General features: G+C 47.6%; 19 protein-coding genes. 3 read left to right on the top strand and 16 right to left on the bottom strand.

The genetic code is table 11. The features are described 5' to 3' along the window. Positions 1 to 19: 19 nt before the first annotated feature. The 4 genes from ACI43T_RS06800 to ACI43T_RS06785 all read right to left on the bottom strand — a co-directional run bounded on the left by ACI43T_RS06800 (position 20) and on the right by ACI43T_RS06785 (position 1941). Positions 20 to 550, bottom strand: coding sequence for an SRPBCC family protein (locus ACI43T_RS06800; protein ID WP_405386065.1), 531 nt, complete (start codon positions 548 to 550; stop codon positions 20 to 22). A gap of 61 nt (positions 551 to 611) precedes the next feature. Next, entirely contained in the window at positions 612 to 1187 is a 576-nt protein-coding gene (gene pth / locus ACI43T_RS06795; RefSeq protein ID WP_009173304.1) for an aminoacyl-tRNA hydrolase, read from the bottom strand. Between the two features lie 45 nt (positions 1188 to 1232). Beyond that, positions 1233 to 1517 (bottom strand): RnfH family protein, encoded by a 285-nt coding sequence (locus tag ACI43T_RS06790; RefSeq protein WP_009173303.1) that lies wholly within the window; start codon positions 1515 to 1517, stop codon positions 1233 to 1235. Then, positions 1510 to 1941: a type II toxin-antitoxin system RatA family toxin gene (locus ACI43T_RS06785; RefSeq protein ID WP_293276446.1), complete on the bottom strand. Its 432-nt coding sequence runs from the start codon at positions 1939 to 1941 to the stop codon at positions 1510 to 1512. Before ACI43T_RS06785 ends, ACI43T_RS06790 begins: the two co-directional genes overlap by 8 nt. 180 nt (positions 1942 to 2121) lie before the next feature. On the opposite strand from ACI43T_RS06785, the gene ACI43T_RS06780 reads away from it, so the two are divergent. After that, positions 2122 to 3168 (top strand): sulfate ABC transporter substrate-binding protein, encoded by a 1047-nt coding sequence (locus ACI43T_RS06780; protein WP_405386062.1) that lies wholly within the window; start codon positions 2122 to 2124, stop codon positions 3166 to 3168. 210 nt (positions 3169 to 3378) lie between these two features. Here ACI43T_RS06780 and ACI43T_RS06775 read toward each other — a convergent pair whose 3' ends face one another. Next, positions 3379 to 4077 (bottom strand): class I SAM-dependent methyltransferase, encoded by a 699-nt coding sequence (locus ACI43T_RS06775; RefSeq protein WP_405386060.1) that lies wholly within the window; start codon positions 4075 to 4077, stop codon positions 3379 to 3381. Between the two features lie 219 nt (positions 4078 to 4296). Between ACI43T_RS06775 and ACI43T_RS06770 the strand changes: the two genes are divergently transcribed. Continuing rightward, positions 4297 to 6435, top strand: a complete 2139-nt coding sequence (locus ACI43T_RS06770; protein WP_405386058.1) for a LysM peptidoglycan-binding domain-containing protein — start codon at positions 4297 to 4299, stop codon at positions 6433 to 6435. Between the two features lie 162 nt (positions 6436 to 6597). Here the strand turns inward: ACI43T_RS06770 and ACI43T_RS06765 are convergent, their stop codons facing one another. The 11 genes from ACI43T_RS06765 to cmk form a co-directional block, all read right to left on the bottom strand. Next, positions 6598 to 7170, bottom strand: a complete 573-nt coding sequence (locus ACI43T_RS06765) for a 50S ribosomal protein L25/general stress protein Ctc (protein WP_009173298.1) — start codon at positions 7168 to 7170, stop codon at positions 6598 to 6600. Positions 7171 to 7236: 66 nt separating this feature from the next. Then, a complete protein-coding gene (locus tag ACI43T_RS06760; RefSeq protein WP_405386106.1) occupies positions 7237 to 8223 on the bottom strand; it encodes a ribose-phosphate pyrophosphokinase in 987 nt (328 codons plus the stop codon). A gap of 232 nt (positions 8224 to 8455) precedes the next feature. Beyond that, positions 8456 to 9721: a flavodoxin-dependent (E)-4-hydroxy-3-methylbut-2-enyl-diphosphate synthase gene (ispG, locus tag ACI43T_RS06755; RefSeq protein WP_377080222.1), complete on the bottom strand. Its 1266-nt coding sequence runs from the start codon at positions 9719 to 9721 to the stop codon at positions 8456 to 8458. Positions 9722 to 9724: 3 nt separating this feature from the next. Continuing rightward, entirely contained in the window at positions 9725 to 10594 is an 870-nt protein-coding gene (locus tag ACI43T_RS06750) for a helix-turn-helix domain-containing protein (protein ID WP_377080220.1), read from the bottom strand. Between the two features lie 3 nt (positions 10595 to 10597). Further along, complete coding sequence (gene pilW, locus ACI43T_RS06745; RefSeq protein WP_009173294.1) at positions 10598 to 11353, bottom strand: type IV pilus biogenesis/stability protein PilW; 756 nt, start codon at positions 11351 to 11353, stop codon at positions 10598 to 10600. Positions 11354 to 11356: 3 nt separating this feature from the next. Then, positions 11357 to 12451, bottom strand: a complete 1095-nt coding sequence (rlmN, locus tag ACI43T_RS06740; protein WP_405386055.1) for a 23S rRNA (adenine(2503)-C(2))-methyltransferase RlmN — start codon at positions 12449 to 12451, stop codon at positions 11357 to 11359. Between the two features lie 236 nt (positions 12452 to 12687). Continuing rightward, complete coding sequence (gene ndk, locus ACI43T_RS06735; protein WP_377080215.1) at positions 12688 to 13113, bottom strand: nucleoside-diphosphate kinase; 426 nt, start codon at positions 13111 to 13113, stop codon at positions 12688 to 12690. 184 nt (positions 13114 to 13297) lie between these two features. Beyond that, positions 13298 to 14443: a cell division protein ZapE gene (gene zapE / locus ACI43T_RS06730; RefSeq protein ID WP_377080212.1), complete on the bottom strand. Its 1146-nt coding sequence runs from the start codon at positions 14441 to 14443 to the stop codon at positions 13298 to 13300. A gap of 208 nt (positions 14444 to 14651) precedes the next feature. Next, a complete protein-coding gene (locus tag ACI43T_RS06725) occupies positions 14652 to 14966 on the bottom strand; it encodes an integration host factor subunit beta (RefSeq protein ID WP_009173290.1) in 315 nt (104 codons plus the stop codon). A 10-nt stretch (positions 14967 to 14976) separates the two neighbouring features. Then, positions 14977 to 16662, bottom strand: a complete 1686-nt coding sequence (gene rpsA / locus ACI43T_RS06720; RefSeq protein WP_009173289.1) for a 30S ribosomal protein S1 — start codon at positions 16660 to 16662, stop codon at positions 14977 to 14979. A gap of 167 nt (positions 16663 to 16829) precedes the next feature. After that, positions 16830 to 17537, bottom strand: coding sequence for a (d)CMP kinase (cmk, locus tag ACI43T_RS06715; protein ID WP_405386051.1), 708 nt, complete (start codon positions 17535 to 17537; stop codon positions 16830 to 16832). 370 nt (positions 17538 to 17907) lie between these two features. Between cmk and ACI43T_RS06710 the strand changes: the two genes are divergently transcribed. Next, entirely contained in the window at positions 17908 to 19143 is a 1236-nt protein-coding gene (locus ACI43T_RS06710) for a uracil-xanthine permease family protein (protein WP_405386049.1), read from the top strand. Positions 19144 to 19227 lie beyond the last annotated feature (84 nt).

The raw sequence follows: 19227 nt of genomic DNA, 5'->3' as shown, positions 1-19227 counted from the left end.
CGAGGCCGTCTGAAAAAAGTTAATCGGTTTCCGGTGGCGAAATACGGGTTTGCCGCGCCAATTCTGCGGCCAGTTCATCCTGATAGGTCCGCATCATTTTATCCAAATCCATCAGGGCATGGCCGACGGCGCGGACAAACGGATTTTTATACCGGATATTCTCCGTAGCCGTGAAGCGGGTGCGGTTTGTGGAAACGGCTTCCAGCTCGGCCGTCCATATCCCGTCAAAGAGGCGATGTTCCATCTTGAAAGCGTAATGGTCGGGATAATGTTTATCCAGCATTTCAAAACGGATGGTAATGCCGCCCGTTGTTTCCAGCCAAACCTCCCTTCCTGCGTTTTCGCTCACTATCCGCAAATCATCCGGAGAAGTGCGGTAATGCCAATGCCTGTTATCGGTAACAGTGCGGTAGACAATGTCTATCGGCGCATCAAATACGATTGTTTTGCTCAAGCTGCGCGTTTCCGGCAACAACAGGCCGGCAATATACAGCAAGCCCGCGCCGCAAACGGCCGCCATGCCCAAATAAACCGGAATCTTCGCCCACACGCCCTGTTCCTCCGAACAGTATAATTTCAGGCCGTCTGAAAATTTCAGACGGCCTTTCCATCTACTTGCTGTGCAAAAAACGCACCGCCTCTTCCCATTCGCCCGCCAGTATCGCCGGCATCGCCTCCAATGATTTTCGAATCGCATCATCGATTTGTCGGCGGTGCTCGGCACTGGGTTTGTTCAACACATAACCGACCACAAGGTTGCGGTCGCCCGGATGGTCTATGCCCAACCGCAAGCGGTAATAGTCGGGGGTTCCCAAGCGGGCTTGAATATCTTTCAAGCCGTTGTGCCCGCCGTTGCCGCCGCCGAGTTTGAATTTGATGCGGCCGCAAGGTATATCCAATTCGTCATGCACCACCAAAATCTCTTCGGGCTTGATTTTGTAAAACTGCGCCAGCGCGGCAACGGCCTGGCCGGAACGGTTCATAAAAGTCATGGGTTTGAGCAGCCAGACATCACCGTCGGGCAGGCCGACGCGCGCCACTTCGCCGAAGAATTTTTTTTCGTCTTTAAACGAGGCTTTCCATTGCCACGCAAGTTCGTCAAGGAACCAGAAGCCTGCATTGTGGCGGGTTTGTTCGTATTCGCGGCCGGGATTGCCCAAGCCGGCGATAAGTTTGATTTTCGGCATATCGTTCCTTCAAACAGGGCCGTCTGAAAGCGGGTTTCAGACGGCCTATCGTCCTTCTTCTTTATCCTGCACGCGCTTACGGCGCGCGTCTTTCGGGTCGATGAGCAACGGGCGGTACACTTCGATGCGGTCGTGGGCGCGCAATACGGTATCGTCCTTCACCACCTTGCCGAAGATGCCCAGCGGCGCGGTATTCAAATCCACATCGGGAAACCGCTCGGCAATCGGACTGCGCAAAGCGGCCTGCCGCACGGTCGTACCCTCTTCCACCCGCATGATGTGCAATTCCTGCCGGTCGGCCAGCCCGTAGGCGATTTCGATTTCAAGCATAACGGCGGTCCGCTTCTTTGATGAACGCATCCACCAGCGTCCCCGTCAGATGGGAAAACACGGGTGAAATCACCGCCGACAAGAGCGCGCTGGAAAAATCGTATTCCAGTTTGAATTCGATTTTGCACATATCGCCGCCCAAATCGATAAACTTCCAAGTCCCGCGCAAAGTTTTAAACGGACCTTCAAGCAAATCCATACGGATTTCCTTGCCGGGGATATTGTGGTTGTGCGTCGCAAAAGACTGTTGCACGCGCATATAGTCCATAAACAGCCGCGCCTTCAACTCGTTGCCGTTGCGCTCAATGATTTCGGTTTTGCTGTACCACGGCAAAAATTTCGGATAATCCTCGACCCTGTCGACCAGCTCGAACATCTGCTCTGCGCTGTGCAGCACCAATACGTTTTTTTCTACTTTTTTCATAACACAGCCTTCGGGCGGAAAGCGTCATTATAAACGCTTTTTCAGACGGCCTCCCCCATATTTCGGCACGGGCGTAAGCCATATAACCAAAAATCCTTTCAATAAAATAATCCATTCTTTCCCTTTCACGCGCCCGCCCGTTACAGTAACGCACAATGAAAATAAAAAAGGATAGAAATAATGAGCAAAATCCGCTGCTTGGCAATCGGCACCATCGCCGCCCTGCTGGCCGTCGCCGCCTGCTCCGGCGGAAAAACCGCCGCCGGCGGCGGCAAATACATGAAAATCCTCAACGTTTCCTATGACGTTTCCCGTGATTTCTACAAAGAATACAATCCGCTGTTCATCCGCGAATTTACCAAAAAACATCCCGAAACCGACCTGCACATCCAGCAATCGCACGGTGGTTCGAGCAAACAGGCATTATCGGTGGCAAACGGCCTGCCTGCCGACGTCGTTACCATGAACCAGTCTTCCGACATCGACACGCTTCAGGCACGCGGCCTTATCCGTCCAAACTGGCAGTCGCGCCTGCCGGATAAAGCCGTACCGTTCACCAGCACCACCGTTTTCCTCGTCCGCAAAGGCAATCCCAAACACATCCGCGACTGGGACGACTTGACGCGCCCTGACGTCAAAACCGTATTCGCCAATCCCAAAACCAGCGGCAACGGCCGCTACGCCTTCCTCAGCGCATACGGTTACGGCCTGAAAACATCCGGCGGCGACGAAGCGCAGGCCTGGCAGTTTACCCGGGCAATCCTGAACAACGTGCCGATGTTTGAAAACGGCAGCCGCGCAGCCACCACCAGTTTCACGCGGCGGGACATCGGCGACGTACTCGTAACCCTTGAAAACGAAGCCAACTTCGTCAGCAAAAAATTAGAAAACGGACGGTTTGAAATCGTCTATCCGAGCTACACCGCCGCCGCGGACAGCCCCGTGGCGGTAGTCGATAAAAACGCCGAGAAAAAAGAATCGCAAGCCGCCGCCCGCGCCTACCTCGAATACCTATGGAGCAAACCCGCGCAAGAGTTGGCGGCAAGAATGTATTTCCGCCCGAGCGATAAAGAAATACTGGCGCGGCACAAAGCCGACTTCCCCGACCTGGACACCTTCCGTCCAGCCGAACTCTTCGGCGGCTGGCCGCAGATTATGCAAAAATTCTTCGCCGACGGCGGCATGTTCGACCAACTGACGGCAGAAAGAAAGCCGCGGGAACAGTGATTTATAGAAGCTAAAAGGGATTCCATATTTGGTATTATCGAAACCACCATACAACCCTTTTATACTAAACACAGCTATATTTACTCTATTATTATGGTTTCCATCCAATTAACCTAATCTGAATTTCGACGACGGCTCCATCAAGAATTCCAATCTGCCACACAAAATTTATTACCAATCACCCTTCTTTCCATATGACTCATTAGGCTGTTACCCTATAAATAATTTGAGACTGTCCACTCTAGCCGCCCCCAATGCAACATCTTCCGTCGCCAACAGATTCTCGACTTCGGGCAACAAGGTCAGCCCTGCTTCTCTTTTAACCAGCACCAAACCATAAACAGCCGCAGCAGCAGGCCACCAGCGATCTCCTGCTTTTTCCATAAACTGCCAAAATTTCAAACCGCTTTCAGTTTTAACTGGAGGAACATACACCATAAATTTCCCGTATTCTATTTCAAATCCCAACGATAAAACCTTTTTTTTAAAGACAGGCAGAGTAAAACAATTTTTTTTCTCCGGCAATAAATTCCCATCAAACCACCCACTCATCCCCCATAACGAACCGAGATTAAATCCACTAATTACCAGTCTACCGCCCGACTTCAACACACGAGCTGCCTCAACCAGTGCAACATAGGGCTGTTGGCAATATTCATGACTATGCGGCATCAGCAAAATGTCCAAAGATTGCGCTGCCCAAGCCAAAGCGGTACCATCCATAACCACATCAGACGGTATATAAATAATGCTTTCAGACGGCCTGAGCCACGAATCCATCCCTAATTGGACAATCTTTCCCATTGCAGCAGAGGATTGAGTGTTCGATTCAAAAAAGTATTTTTCCTTTTCAGCCACATACCGTCCAACCAGTGTTTCCTCAAACCATACTCCCTGATTTTCAATCATTTTCAGACGCCCCCCTTATTTCAGTTTAACTCAAACCATCATACCGAGTTATGTCCCAGCAACCAAGTCCCAACCGCCGGGCTTTGTTTATGCTAATTGCCATTAACACCACAATTCACAGAAATTACAATGCTATCCGCTTGACGTTATCTCTCCCAGACAGTAACATCGGGCAAAACTTAATCTCAATTCCTAAAACTCACTGAATAACTATCAATCATGGCAAAACTGAAAACAATCGCATTGACCATTTCAGGTTTATCCGCACTTTCCGGGACAACACACGCTCAAGCCGCAAGCACCGAAACAGATTCATCTTCCAACAAACTCGGTATGGCTATGATGCGACTCAATTCATCTCTGCTTGATCAAGCACAAACAAATAAACATCCGAGCGGAAGCCTGTGGGCTTCATTACGTAAAGACTTCCGCATCAACGAAGTCAATACCGAGCTAGTGCGCCGCCACGAAAGCAAATTTGCTGCAAACAGCGGTTATTTCGATCGCACGATCAACCGTAGCAAACCATATATGTATCATATTGCAAACGAAGTAAAAAAACGCAATATGCCGGCAGAAATAGCACTGCTGCCGTTTATTGAAAGCGCATTTGTTACCAAAGCGAAATCACATGTAGGGGCATCAGGTTTATGGCAGTTTATGCCATCAACAGGCCGTCACTACGGTTTAGAGAAAACTGCCCTGTACGACGGACGTCATGATGTTTATGCCTCAACCAATGCAGCTCTAAACTATCTCGAATACCTACACAGCATGTTTGGTGACTGGACATTAGCCCTTGCTGCATATAACTGGGGCGAAGGTAATGTCGGTCGCGCGATCAACCGTGCTCGCGCACAAGGCCTAGAACCAACCTACGAAAACCTTCGCATGCCCAATGAGACAAGAAACTATGTACCAAAATTACTGGCAGTCCGCAATATTGTATCCAACCCCCAAATGTTTGGTCTGAATATCAGCGAAATCAACAACCAACCGTATTTCAAATCCGTCAATATCGATAAAGCCATTGATAATAGTACGATTGCCCGTTTTGCCAACATTAGCGAAAGTGAATTACTAGCGTTAAACCCCGGCTTCAACGCACCAGTCTTCATTCCTAAAAATAACCGCAAACTATTGTTGCCTGCCAGTGCAATCGCAACTTTCGAAAAAAATTACCGTAATGCAAAACCCGAAAATCTGCTATCTTGGGATATTTACTCAACAGCAGATAACACCAATTTAAGCACGATTGCTGCTGAAACTGGCATGAGCGTAGCAGAACTGAAACGATTGAACAATATTGGTAGTAACTCTGTTTCTGCCAATCGCAGCATTTTAGTTGCCAAAAATAACAGTAGTAATAATAAACTGGAACAAACTCATACGGTTGACATCGATATTACTCCTGACTCATACCGACCAAGCGTACCAAGAACAGAACAAATTGTAAAAGCAGAAAAACCAACTGATTTGGCTACTGCTTCATCTCAAACAATAACATCAGCAACTGATTTCGTTAGCCGTTCAAAAACGGATTCTGAAACCCATATGGTGATTTCTAAAAATAACGAATCAACAGCTAAAAAACAAGGTATCGCAGCCAATCTTGTTGCCAAAGAGATCGATACTCAGATCAATTCAAACCCAATGATTGCATCTGTGGCTTCGGAAAAAACATCAAATCAGCCAGCTTTATCTACCTTATCAGATAATGGGTTTGATAGTACCCAAACTGATGCCATTGCAAAACTCGCATTACAAGCTAATTCCCCTGCAACAACAATTTCATTAAATCAAACTGTTACCGAACAGGATGATGAATTAATGTCCTTGGTAAAAAATAATGAAACAGATTCTGCTGCTACAAATGCACTTACAATAACTGAAGCTAAAGTTACTACTCATACCGACGAGCCTACAACATCACAACAAGCCCGAATTGAAAAAATTGCTGAAAACCGCATTAAGCAGAAACATAGAATTGAATCTCGTCTTGCACGCGCCGAACAAAAAACACAACGCGTAGCAAGCACTACAGGTACACATAAAGTAAGTGATGGAGATACTCTTTTCAATATTTCTCAACGCTATAATCTAAGTGTTGCTGATTTGATTACAGCCAATAACATTAAAGGTAACAACATCCAGAAAGGTCAGGTATTACGAATCATAGCCTCTCCTGCAAAAAACAAAACCAGCAATATCAAAAATGTATCCTACACTGTTCGTAAAGGGGATACTCTGAATACTATTGCTAACCAATTCAATCTTGATATTAATGATATCCGCAGATGGAACAGAAATACACGCGCGGTGTCTCCTGGTCAACGTTTGAACCTACTGGGAAGTTAGGTTATTGCTATTTAGACTTGCCAAATACCCATAATAATATTAGTACTAATAGGAGCTTCCTGTTAGTCAGTGTACTTGGTTCTGTTTACCCAAGATATAAGGAAAGAAAACCCCATAGTATCTCTCTTACTATGGGGTTTTAAATCTTCTCTATAATTCAGATCAGCGTTTCTTACCTGTCACAGTAGCAACTGCTAAATTTTCATTACGTTTAAGTGAAACACTTTCTACACCTTCCGGCAACTTAATGTCTGACAAGTGCAAAATATCCCCTGCCTCTACTGAAGCACAATCTAAATCTAAGAAAGCCGGAATATTAGATGGCAATGCCAAAATCTCAACAGACGTATTCAATAATGAAACACGACCACCTTGTAATTTCACAGCCTGAGAGTTTTCAGCATTAACAATATGCAAAGGAACACGGATACGCAAAAGTTGATTAGCTTTTACTACCTGAAAATCAATATGCTGAACCTCGCGGCGGAATGGATGCATTTGGAAATCACGCACAATGACATCATAAGTCTTACCATTCAGGGCTAATTTAATTAATGCAGTATGGAACGATTCCTTCTCCAATGCATAAAAAATGGTTTTGTGATCAACCGAAATAGAAATCGGCTTTTGATCTTCACCATATAAGATGGCAGGAATCTGGCCTTCGCGACGCAGGCGGCGGCTCGCACCAGTGCCTTGTTGCTCACGAATAGCAGCTTGAATTTCATATGACATATAAAAATACTCCAATAATAATAAATAAACCGTCATCGGCCGCGACCAGCTTAAGACGGCAAAGGTTTATGGCAACAACATGCTGCCGGTAATCATCACATCTTCATTGAAAAGATATGACACAGATTCTTCATTACTAATTCTGCGGACTGTCTCCGCAAGCAACCCTGCAATCGTTACTTGACGAATACGCCCACAAGTTTTAGCTGCATCAGATAATGGAATGGTGTCAGTTACAACAACCTGATCTATATCGGAAGAAGCAATGCGGTTAATTGCTTCTCCTGAGAAAACAGGATGGGTTGTATAGGCCAATACACGCGAAGCTCCCCGTTCTTTTAAAGCTGAAGCTGCTTTACATAAAGTATTTGCAGTATCAATCATATCATCAACAATCAAACACGTACGGTCCTGAATATCACCAATAATATTCATCACTTCAGCAACATTTGCTTTCGGTCGGCGCTTATCAATAATTGCCAAATCAGCATTCAAAGCCTTGGCAACAGCACGAGCACGCAAAACACCACCAATATCAGGACTGACAACTGTCAAATTTTCAATACGTTGCTGATTAATATCATTCAGTAAAATTGGAGTAGCATAAATATTATCAACAGGAATATCGAAAAATCCTTGAATTTGGTCGGCATGCAAATCAACGGTTAATACTCTATCGATACCTGCCGAATACAACATATTCGCAACTAGTTTGGCAGAAATCGGAACACGTACTGAACGGGGCCGGCGGTCTTGGCGAGCGTATCCGAAATATGGGATGGCAGCGGTGATACGGCCGGCCGAAGCACGTTTCAACGCATCCGCCATAGTCAAAATTTCCATCAAATTATCATTTGTCGGAGCACAAGTCGGCTGCAAGATAAATACATCTCGACCACGCACATTTTCCAATAGCTCTATTGCAACTTCACCATCAGAAAATTTACCAACTGAGGCATTACCTAAAGAAATCCCTAAATGCTTCACAACGCGTTGAGCCAATTCAGGATTCGCATTACCGGTAAACACCATTAAACTGTCATAAGCCGCCATATCTATTCCACCTACCTCTACATTTAAATTTTGCTCAGAAAACATGATGCTTCCTTCCGCATAGCTGATAGCTAACTTTGTAATTATACCTAATAAAAAGGAATAAAACAAAATAGCATGAAGAAATAATCTCTTATTTCTTTGTTATTAAATAAAGCTTTAATTACATCACTAAAAAGTAACGAGTACCGTTGCAAATCCTATCTAAAATAAAATAACTTTTATTTTAAAATCAAATGGTTAAAATCGGAATAATACGATTCTGATTACGTTTACTTCCACCTTCTCCATAATTGGTTTTGACATAATCCTCAACAATTGCCAAAAATTCGGCAGCCATATTATCGCCTTTTAGGGTTACTTTACGTTCCCCATCTATATATACGGGAGCAATGGGTGTTTCACCTGTACCCGGTAGGCTTATACCGATATCCGCCAGTTTGCTTTCACCCGGGCCATTTACAACACAGCCCATAACGGCCACATTCAGTGATTCCACCCCCGGATAGAGATCACGCCAAACTGTCATTTTATTACGCAGATAATTTTGAATATCCTGTGCAAGTTCTTGAAATACAGTACTTGTGGTTCGGCCGCAACCGGGACAAGCCGTTACCATTGGAGTAAAAGAGCGCAGCCCCATTGTTTGCAGGATTTCTTGTGCGACAATCACTTCTTGCGTACGTGAACTACCCGGTTCAGGAGTAAGCGAAATGCGAATAGTATCGCCGATACCCTCTTGAAGTAATACTGACAATGCTGCAGTAGAAGCGACAATACCTTTACTACCCATACCGGCTTCGGTTAAACCCAAATGCAATGGATATTTGCAACGACCACCCAAATCACGATAAACCTGTATTAAATCCTGCACGGAACTTACTTTGCACGATAGAATGATTTTATCTTCCGGCAATCCCAAATTCACTGCTTTTTCTGAAGACTCCAACGCCGAGACAATCAATGCCTCTTTCATTACTTCTTCCGGAGGTCTGGGAGATGTAGCAGCTAAATTGGCATCCATCATCCGCTTCGCCAAACTTTGATCGAGCGAACCCCAATTTACACCGATACGGACCGCTTTATCGTTTTCAGCAGCAGTCCGAATCATATATGCGAATTTTTCATCGCCTTTTGCACCTTTACCAACATTACCCGGGTTGATACGGTATTTAGATAAAGCCTTGCCGCAATCCGGAAATTCTGCCAACAGTCTCTCACCATTGAAATGAAAGTCACCGATAAGCGGGGTGTGATACCCCATATCATCCAAGCGCTGCCTAATTTCGGCTACCTTAGACGCAGCTTCCGGACTATTAACCGTAATCCGCACCATTTCGGAACCGGCATCGCTTAATTCTTTTACCTGCTGCGCGGTTGCCGCCGCATCTGCCGTATCGGTATTGGTCATAGATTGAACAACCACAGGAGCATCCGAACCGACAATAATATGATCGATTTTTACTTGATGTGTCTTGCGCCGTTTGAGCGTATTCATAATTTATTTTTTTCCTGCAATAAATGACGCGGCCCTTGCTCCTGCCTTATAAGGTTTAACTGGAATTTCTTTTCCGCCAAAATTGGCTTGTGCGCCGGTAGAGATCCCTATCCAGACATCGTACGGCGCACCGCCTTGAAAACGTCGTTCGCTACCTTCGGGAATAATTTGACTGAAGACCATTTTGCCGTTTTTATCTTTCACAATCAGATTGCTGCGATATTGTACTTTAAGCCACAATTCGTCCGGCGCTACGGAAACCGGTACTTCCTCCGCCGAAGTGGCAACAGCGGAAGCCTCCGAAGCATTAGCTGCTTGAACTTTATCGGCAGTCTTTTCATCAGGCATTTTAGAAACTGTAACATTGCTGGCTTTGAGCGCCGGAGCTTGCATGCTGTTCTGTACCGCACTGCTATCCTGCTGGTTCTGGTATGCGGTTTCCTGATTGGATTTGTTTTGCCACGCATAAATGCCACCGCCAAACAATATGCCCACTGCCACACCTAGAATCCACTTCGGGAAAGCAGCCTTTTCATTTTGACGGTAATCAAAGCCTTTTTTTCCCGCTTGGCGTTCTACCGCATAAACATGCCCTCTTTCATCGGGAACAACCATTTTCAGACGGCCTGCAAATTCCTGTTCGTCCCATTTCAACAAACGGGCATAAGAACGTAAAAAACCGGTTACAAAAACAATACCCGGTAATAGGGAATACTCCCCCTTTTCCAATGCTTCTATCTGCTCGATTGACAACTTCAGTCGTTCAGCAACGGTGTCTATGTCAATGCCCTGCTTTTTGCGCATCGACCGCAACTCTCCACCCAGCGTTTTTGCGGCCAAAGCATCAAATCCGCCGCTTTGTTTATTATCCATGTATCAATGCCTTTTGGTAACAGCTTGTAATTCTTCGGAATAAGGGAAATTCGTTCTTAATTGCGCTTCGTATTCATAAGCAGCCTGAACTTTGCCCAAAGCATTGGCAATCTTCCAACCGAGCAGCAAATCATCTGCCATCAACATATCGACTTTGCTCTGATATTGACGGAAATAATAGTCCGCATCATGCAGATTGCCCGCCATCATCTTAGTACGCGCCAATTCTTTGAATGCTGGCGTAAATTGCGCGTTAGCGGCCAAGGCTCGTTTCAAATAAGCTTCTGACAGAGAGTATTGCCCCATTTTCGCACTGCAAATACCTTTGTTCAGATTTGCCACAAAAGGTGTCGGGTAGGTAGGATCAGAAAGGGCCTTATCGAAATAAGGCATGGCTTCAGACGGCCTATTAAGCTTACCGCATAAAAACCATCCGTAGTTATTGTTGATTTCGGCGCTGTCGGGTTTTAAAGCCAAAGCTTTGAGAAAGCTCTCCTGTGCTTTGTCATCGACTTTCAGAAATTGATAAATCTGCGCACGCACCAACCATGCTACTGCATTTTTATGATTGGCTTTCAATGCTTCTTCGATGGCGCGCGTCGCTTCGCGATAATCCTGAGCACGCATATATTCCAGTGCAAGCTGCGTTCTAATATTGGAGACCTGCTCCTCACGCTCGCGGGCACTGGGGCCGGAATGTCCGGCGCAGGCCGACAATGCCAGCACCAGCAATAGGGGTTGCCATATTTTCAGTTTCATATTTCAGCCCTGTTGTTGAATTACGATTTGCTGCCATTTTTGCTGGCGGCGGGTTTTATCTTTCACTTGGCCGGCCAGTTGGCCGCAAGCAGCATCGATGTCGTCTCCGCGTGTTTTGCGCACCGTCACAACAAAACCCGCCTGTTGCAAAATATCGCGGAACACACGGATGTTTTCTGCGGAAGAACGTTCGTAGCCAGAATGAGGAAAAGGATTGAAAGGAATCAGATTGAATTTGCACGGCACATCGTGTACCAAATCAATCAATTCGCGCGCATGTTGTGCATTGTCGTTCACACCGTCAAGCATCACATACTCGAACGTAATAAAATCGCGGGGTGCTTTGACCAGATAGCGCTGGCAGGCCGCCATTAATTCCTTCAACGGGTATTTTTTATTCAAAGGAACAATTTTATCGCGCACTTCGTCATTGGAGGCATGAAGCGACACAGCCAAAGCCACCGGCATTGCATCCCTCAATCTGTCCATCTGCGGCACCATGCCGGAAGTGGATACGGTAACACGGCGGCGACTCAGACCGTAACCGTGGTTATCAAGCATAATACTCAATGCCGTAACCACATTATCGAAATTCGCCATCGGTTCGCCCATACCCATCATGACCACATTGGAGATGACCCGTTCATTTTTCGGAGTAACGCCCATCGCCTTATTCGCCCACCAAAGTTGGCCGATGATTTCGGCGGCGGTAAGATTGCGGTTGAACCCTTGGCGGCCGGTAGAACAGAAAGTACATTCTAAGGCACAACCGACCTGTGAAGAAATACATAACGTACCGCGGTCGGTTTCGGGAATAAATACGGTCTCCACGCCGTTGCCGGTACCTACATCCAGCAGCCATTTGCGCGTACCGTCGGAAGATTCTTGGGCGGCCATTAATTTCGGCACTTCAATCGTCGCGCCGTCGATCAGTTTTTGGCGCAGCGATTTGGCCAAATCCGTCATTTCATCGAAATTCTGCGCACCCGCTTGATGCATCCAACGCATCACTTGCTTGGCCCGGAAGGGTTTTTCACCCATTTCGGCGAAATGCCGGGTCAGGCTGTTCAAATCGTAATTCAGTAGATTGGTTTTCATGTATTCTTAACGTCAAAACAGGGTTTCAGACGGCCTGAAATCCTGTCGGCAACCTTTATTATTCAAAGTTATCGGATATTTTAAAGCAGACATAAAACAAGCCGCCCGCAAAACGGCAAAATAATTCTAATCGGCAGGCCGTCTGAAAGCTCTAAGCTCTGCGTCAAAAAACCTTCAGCCGCCCGAACACTCTCTTTTCAGACGGCCTCGACAGTTAACGGTCATTCCCCACACCTTCAACGCGGACAAATTTCGCTTTGGCTGAAGAAATAAGCTATTTCGATTGCCGCATTTTCCAAACTGTCGGAACCGTGTACCGCATTGATGCTCAGAGATTCGGCAAAATCAGCGCGAATCGTGCCCGGAGCGGCATTTGCGGGATCGGTTGCCCCCATCAGCTCGCGATTTTTGGCCACGGCATTCTCACCTTCCAACACCTGAATCATAACCGGCCCGTTGGTCATGAATGCAACCAAATCTGCGTAAAAGGGGCGCTCTTTATGCACTGCATAGAAATCCTGCGCTTCGCGCACAGACAGATGCTTCATTTTGGCTGCAACGATACGCAGGCCGTTTTGCTCAAAACGGCTGTAAATTTGACCGATGATATTTTTTGCCACTGCATCCGGCTTTACAATGGAAATGGTACGCTCAATCGCCATATAAATGTCCTTATATCATGCTGTATCAACAACATAACGGGTAATTTTTCACTTGCGGGCTATTTTACCAAAATTCCCCTTCCTTTGGTAAAAACAGCGGCGGATTTGCATTTCATTTTAAGTCGGACTCGATATTTTCAGACGGCCTCAATACTTCATAAGGCCGTCTGAAAAAAATGAATCGTCAGGATTTGGGCGCATTTAAAGTCAGATGCGGCAGCTTCAAATAGGCTTCCGACTGCATTTCCGCCATACGGCTGGCTGTGCGTGTGAATTCTTGCGCAAAATCACCTTCGACATAAATATCGTCGACACCAACTTTGCTGGTGGCACACAACTTCACCCGATAATCATACAAGACGTCAATCAGCCAAGTCAGACGGCGCGCCTCGGCTTTTTCCTGAGGTGTCAGCCGCTCCAATCCCGAAAGGAACACGATTTCATAGTGTTCCGCCAAATAAAGGTAATCCGCCTGCGAACGCGGACCGAAACACAAAGCACGAAAATCAAACCAAATCACTTGCTCCGATTTTGCCTTATGGGGAATTTCCCTGCCGTGTATGACGCTGATTCCTGCTTCGGCTGCGACTCCGCCCGACATGTTTTTAAACAAATCAGACAGTTTTTTTTCGTTTTCGTCATTATCGGGTACGAAAAAAATTTCTGCGGGTTTCAAAGTGCGCAGACGGTAATCCTCGCCGCCATCAACATTTAATACCGTCAGATTGGCCTCAATCAATGCAATCGTCGGTAAAAAGCTGCTGCGGTTCTGCCCTTGCGGATACAGCTCTGACGGCGCATAGTTGGAAGTTGCCACCAAAACCACCCCTTCATTCAACAAATTTTCCAGCAGGCGGCCCAAAATCATCGCATCGGCAATATCGCTGACATGAAATTCGTCAAAACACAGCACGCGCGTTTCTTCGGCAATTTCCGCCGCTACCGCTTTAAGCGGGTTGGCCTCACTTTTCAACCCTTTCAAACGCTGGTGTATTTCCGCCATAAATGCATGAAAATGCACCCTGCGCTTACGGCGATATGGCAAACAGCCGTAAAAAGCATCCATCAAAAAACTTTTGCCCCGCCCTACCCCGCCATAGAAATACAAACCTTTCGGCACTTGCGGAGAACGCAGGCTGCGTCCTAGAAAACGGTTACGTTTGCGTTTGAACATCATCAGTTCCGTCCACAACCGGTCAAGATGCTCAATGGCGCGCGCCTGTGCCTCGTCACGGATAAAACCAGGTTTTTGCGAAGCGGCTTGATACCAAGTCAGCGGGCTGTGATTATCAAACTCAGGGGGGACAAAAAGATTTTCACTGTTACTCATTACCGGCCCTCATATTATCGTTATCAGATTACGGGTTGCAGATACTCTTCCTTGCTTCGCTTCAAAAAACAGACAGGCTGCCGAAAGTATCCCTACCTTTGCGATGCAAGCATTATAAATGATTTCAGACGGCCTCCAACAGCTATTACCCCTTCATCCTTATAGGCAAAACAAAAACGCCGCATCTCTGCGGCGTTTCCATCTGCACTTAATTGGCAGTTTGCTGCAATGCCAAATCTACACGTTCGCGCAACTCTTTACCCGGCTTGAAATGAGGAACATGCTTTTCAGGCACTTCCACACGCTCGCCGGTTTTAGGGTTACGGCCGATACGGGCCGGCCGATGATTCAGATCAAAGCTGCCGAAACCGCGGATTTCGATACGTTGGCCGCGGGCCAGCGAGCGGGTCATGGTGTCAACCAAAACTTTTACGCTGTATTCCACGTCTTTCGCCATCAGATGGGTACCGTTTTTTTCAGCAAATACTTCTGCCAAACGGACCATTAATTCCGATTTAGTCATGTCCGCAACCTTATTCCTGATCTCCGGACAGCTTGGCTTTCAACAGATCGCCCAAGCTGGTCGTGCCGGCACTAGCGGTAGCTGCGGCATTAACCGAATTGAGGGCCTCACGGTTTTCTTTGGCATCTTTGGCTTTCACAGACAAACGGATGCTGCGGTTTTTGCGGTCGACAGTAGCAACGATGGCTTCGACTTCGTCGCCTTCTTTAACGACATTGCGCAAATCTTCCACGCGTTCGCTGGACCACTCGGCAGCCGGCAGGTAGCCTTCCACTTCGTCGGACAATGCGATAACCGCACCTTTGGCATCAACGGATTTCACGGTACCTTTTACCAGCGAACCTTTATCGTTTACGCTAATAAAGTTGCCGAACGGATCGCCTTCGAGCTGTTTGATACCCAAAGAGATGCGTTCCTTATCAACATCGATGGCCAATACGACAGCTTCGACTTCTTCGCCTTTTTTGTATTTGCGTACGGCTTCTTCACCGGATTCAGTCCAAGACAAGTCGGACAGGTGCACCAAACCGTCGATGTTGCCCGGCAAGCCGACAAATACGCCGAAATCGGTGATGGATTTGACCGCACCGGAGATTTTGTCGCCTTTGTTGTGGTTGGCGGCAAATTCTTCCCACGGGTTAGCCTGGCATTGTTTCATACCCAAAGAAATACGGCGGCGGTCTTCGTCGATTTCCAGAATCATGACTTCGACTTCGTCACCCAATTGTACGACTTTGCTCGGATGTACGTTTTTGTTGGTCCAGTCCATTTCGGAAACGTGTACCAAACCTTCGATACCTTGTTCGATTTCAACAAACGCACCGTAATCGGTCAGGTTGGACACTTTGCCGAACAGGCGGGTGCCTTGCGGGTAACGGCGGGTCAGGCCGTTCCACGGGTCTTCGCCCAACTGTTTCATGCCCAAAGAAACGCGCTGTTTGTCTTGGTCGAATTTCAGGACTTTGGCTTCGACTTCCTGACCGACTTCCAACACTTCGCTCGGGTGTTTCACGCGGCGCCATGCCAAATCGGTGATGTGCAGCAGACCGTCGATACCGCCCAAGTCAACGAACGCACCGTAGTCGGTAATGTTTTTAACGATACCTTTGACAACAGTACCTTCTTGCAGATTTTCCAGCAGGGCTTTGCGTTCTTCGCCCAAAGTGGCTTCCAAAACGGCACGGCGGGAAACAACGACGTTATTGCGTTTTTTGTCCAGCTTGATGACTTTGAATTCAATTTCTTTGCCTTCAAAGTGCGAAGTATCTTTAACAGGACGCACGTCAACCAGCGAGCCGGGCAGGAATGCGCGGATGCTGCTGATCATAACGGTCAGGCCGCCTTTGACTTTGCCGTTGATAACGCCGGACAAGATGTCGCCATTTTCCATTGCTTCTTCCAAAGCAATCCAGTCGGCGGCACGTTTGGCTTTTTCGCGTGACAATTTGGTTTCGCCGAAGCCGTTTTCAACGGATTCGATAGTAACGGTAACAAAATCGCCTACTTTAACTTCAATCTCGCCCTGAGCGTTTTTGAATTCAGCCACATCAATCAGAGACTCTGATTTCAGACCTGCATTGACGGTAACGAAGTTTTGATCGATCGCCACCACTTCGGCGGTAATCACCTCGCCCGGGTTCATCTCTTGCAGGGTAAAGCTTTCTTCCAGCAGCTGGGCAAAATTTTCCATAGTCATATATACTCTTTTCGGTACACCGCCAAGGGGTGCGGGGTTGGTTGATCAAAATCTGCCGTCCTTGGCACGGCAGGCTTTAGAAAACACTTCAAAAATAATTTTCAGACGGCCTCATCGGAAGACAGGCCGTCTGAAAGCGGTAAAACGGGGCAATTATACAGCAAATGCTATAATTTGTGATACCAATCAAGCACTTTTTTCACAGATTCCTCGATACCCAAGTCCGTCGTATCCAGTAAAACGGCATCGGGCAGTTGTCTGAGCGGGGCGGCGGGGCGGCGGCGGTCGGCCTCATCCCTCGCTTCAATGTCCGACAGGATTCGGTCGAACTCCACTCCTTCGCACGGCAAACCGAGTTGTCGGGCGCGCCGCTGAGCCCTGACCTGTGCCGAGGCGGTCAGAAACACTTTCAACACGGCATCAGGGAATACGACCGAACCCATATCGCGCCCGTCGGCAACCAGCCCTTTCTCAGTCAGAAAATCACGCTGGCGCTGCAACAGGGCGGCGCGCACCTTCGGCAGTTGCGCTATGGCGGATGCCCCCATGCCGATGGCTTCGCTGCGGATTTGCACGGAAACATCTTCGTCATTCAACATAATCCGCGTTTCCTCGAAACGGACGGGAAGGTTCTCGGCCAACTGAGCGACGGCTTCTTCATTATGCCAACCAACACCCCGTTTTTCCGCATAAAGCGCAGTCAGACGATATAACGCGCCGGAGTCCAGATAGTCAAAATCCAAAGCCTGAGCGACGCGCAGGGCAACTGTTCCTTTTCCCGATGCACTGGGGCCGTCGATGGCGATTACTTTTTGTTTGATGCTCAATTCTTCCTCCTGAAACCTGCTACATGCAATTTTAAAAGTCGGCCGCATTATATAACGTGCAAGGCAAGCATAAGAAGGCCGTCTGAAAACATTTCAGACGGCCTTTTGCTGCCTTCCTGCATGAGGCGGTTACCGTTGCGCGGATACGCGACATTCAAAGGTAAAACTCCGCCCCCTTCCAATTTATATTCAAATCATTAGCGGCCGTAACATGCCGAATCCAACCTGGCGGACATATCGCCCTAAAAATCCGACCTAAATCTAATTGCAACCCAAATCCAATTCTTGAATTATCAGGATTTCAGACGGCCTTTAAGCTGCAAAGGCCGTCTGAAATTTTAATTTGTAAATTAATGTTCATTTTTAGGGTGAAACAGTATAATTCCCGCCGTTTGAATTGATTTGACGAGGCTTTTTGATGAACCAGCTTAAATTGGCGGTTTCCGGCGCGCAGATTTTGTTTGTGGCGTTCGGGGCGATGGTGCTTGTTCCGCTTTTGACCGGACTGAATCCTTCTTTGGCACTTTTGGGGGCGGGCATCGGTACGCTGCTCTTTCAAATAGTCACCAAACGTAAAGTGCCGATTTTCCTCGGCTCTTCTTTTGCTTTTATTGCGCCGATTATCTACTCCATTAAAACATGGGGTCTGCCTTCGACCATGTTCGGGCTGTTTGCGGCGGGTTTTATGTATTTCGTGTTTGCCGGATTGATTAGATGGCGCGGGCTGGCTACGGTCAACCGGCTGCTGCCGCCCGTGGTTATCGGGCCTGTGATTATGGTTATCGGTTTGTCTGTTGCCGCGGCCGCAAGTGAAATGGCAATGGGCAAATCCGGCGGAAACCAAGTGGTCGGCTATGCGGATGCGCTGATTTTGTCGGGCTTTACGTTTGCCGTTACGGTGGTTGTGTCGGTTTTCGGCAGCCGCATGATGAAACTGGTTCCGATTTTAATCGGCGTGGCTGCGGGCTATATTTTGGCTTTGGTGATGGGCTTGGTAGATACCGCCGCCATCGCGGCTGCGCCGTGGTTTGCCGTGCCGCATTTTGAAACGCCGCAAGTCAACTGGCAGGCCGCACTGTTTATGCTGCCCGTCGCCATTGCGCCCGCCATCGAACACATCGGCGGCATCATGGCCATCGGCAATGTAACGGGCAACAACTACACCAAAGACCCAGGCTTGGATAAAACGCTTGCGGGCGACGGCTTGGGCGTGTGTGTGGCGGGTTTGATCGGCGGTCCGCCTGTAACGACTTATGGCGAGGTAACGGGCGCGGTGATGATTACGAAAAACAGCAATCCGGTCATTATGACTTGGGCGGCGATTTTTGCCATCGCTATGGCGTTTTTCGGCAAATTCAATGCTTTCCTCGCTTCCATCCCTCTGCCAGTGATGGGCGGCATCATGCTGCTTTTGTTCGGTACGATTGCTTCTTTGGGCATTAAAACGCTGGTGGATGCAAAAGTGGATTTGATGCAGCCGAAAAATCTGGTGATTGTCAGCTCGGTTCTGACGGTCGGCGTCGGCGGCATGGCGGTTCATGTCGGTACGTTGAGTTTTGCCGGCGTCGGTTTGTGCGCCATTTTGGCGATTGTCTTAAACTGCCTGCTGCCGACACCGAAAACGGAAGTCAAATCATTTTCCGATTCGGCATAACCATATCGAACCTTCCCTTATCAAACATACCTCTCAGAGGCCGTCTGAAAAATCCGTTTCAGACGGCCTCTCTCAATCCTTATC

The sequence above is a fragment of the Neisseria oralis genome (genome assembly GCF_045062685.1).
Taxonomy (GTDB): Bacteria; Pseudomonadota; Gammaproteobacteria; order Burkholderiales; family Neisseriaceae; genus Neisseria; species Neisseria oralis.
This window is presented reverse-complemented; position numbering and strand designations above follow the sequence as displayed.

What these genes read in the sequence shown, in the direction of transcription:
- pth (WP_009173304.1), bottom strand. Translation starts at nt 1,187, where the DNA reads ATGCCGAAAATCAAACTTATCGCCGGCTTGGGCAATCCCGGCCGCGAA.
- ACI43T_RS06790 (WP_009173303.1), bottom strand. Translation starts at nt 1,517, where the DNA reads ATGCTTGAAATCGAAATCGCCTACGGGCTGGCCGACCGGCAGGAATTG.
- ACI43T_RS06785 (WP_293276446.1), bottom strand. Translation starts at nt 1,941, where the DNA reads ATGAAAAAAGTAGAAAAAAACGTATTGGTGCTGCACAGCGCAGAGCAG.
- ACI43T_RS06780 (WP_405386062.1), top strand. Translation starts at nt 2,122, where the DNA reads ATGAGCAAAATCCGCTGCTTGGCAATCGGCACCATCGCCGCCCTGCTG.
- ACI43T_RS06775 (WP_405386060.1), bottom strand. Translation starts at nt 4,077, where the DNA reads ATGATTGAAAATCAGGGAGTATGGTTTGAGGAAACACTGGTTGGACGG.
- ACI43T_RS06770 (WP_405386058.1), top strand. Translation starts at nt 4,297, where the DNA reads ATGGCAAAACTGAAAACAATCGCATTGACCATTTCAGGTTTATCCGCA.
- ACI43T_RS06765 (WP_009173298.1), bottom strand. Translation starts at nt 7,170, where the DNA reads ATGTCATATGAAATTCAAGCTGCTATTCGTGAGCAACAAGGCACTGGT.
- ACI43T_RS06760 (WP_405386106.1), bottom strand. Translation starts at nt 8,223, where the DNA reads ATGGCGGCTTATGACAGTTTAATGGTGTTTACCGGTAATGCGAATCCT.
- ispG (WP_377080222.1), bottom strand. Translation starts at nt 9,721, where the DNA reads ATGAATACGCTCAAACGGCGCAAGACACATCAAGTAAAAATCGATCAT.
- ACI43T_RS06750 (WP_377080220.1), bottom strand. Translation starts at nt 10,594, where the DNA reads ATGGATAATAAACAAAGCGGCGGATTTGATGCTTTGGCCGCAAAAACG.
- pilW (WP_009173294.1), bottom strand. Translation starts at nt 11,353, where the DNA reads ATGAAACTGAAAATATGGCAACCCCTATTGCTGGTGCTGGCATTGTCG.
- rlmN (WP_405386055.1), bottom strand. Translation starts at nt 12,451, where the DNA reads ATGAAAACCAATCTACTGAATTACGATTTGAACAGCCTGACCCGGCAT.
- ndk (WP_377080215.1), bottom strand. Translation starts at nt 13,113, where the DNA reads ATGGCGATTGAGCGTACCATTTCCATTGTAAAGCCGGATGCAGTGGCA.
- zapE (WP_377080212.1), bottom strand. Translation starts at nt 14,443, where the DNA reads ATGAGTAACAGTGAAAATCTTTTTGTCCCCCCTGAGTTTGATAATCAC.
- ACI43T_RS06725 (WP_009173290.1), bottom strand. Translation starts at nt 14,966, where the DNA reads ATGACTAAATCGGAATTAATGGTCCGTTTGGCAGAAGTATTTGCTGAA.
- rpsA (WP_009173289.1), bottom strand. Translation starts at nt 16,662, where the DNA reads ATGACTATGGAAAATTTTGCCCAGCTGCTGGAAGAAAGCTTTACCCTG.
- cmk (WP_405386051.1), bottom strand. Translation starts at nt 17,537, where the DNA reads ATGCGGCCGACTTTTAAAATTGCATGTAGCAGGTTTCAGGAGGAAGAA.
- ACI43T_RS06710 (WP_405386049.1), top strand. Translation starts at nt 17,908, where the DNA reads ATGAACCAGCTTAAATTGGCGGTTTCCGGCGCGCAGATTTTGTTTGTG.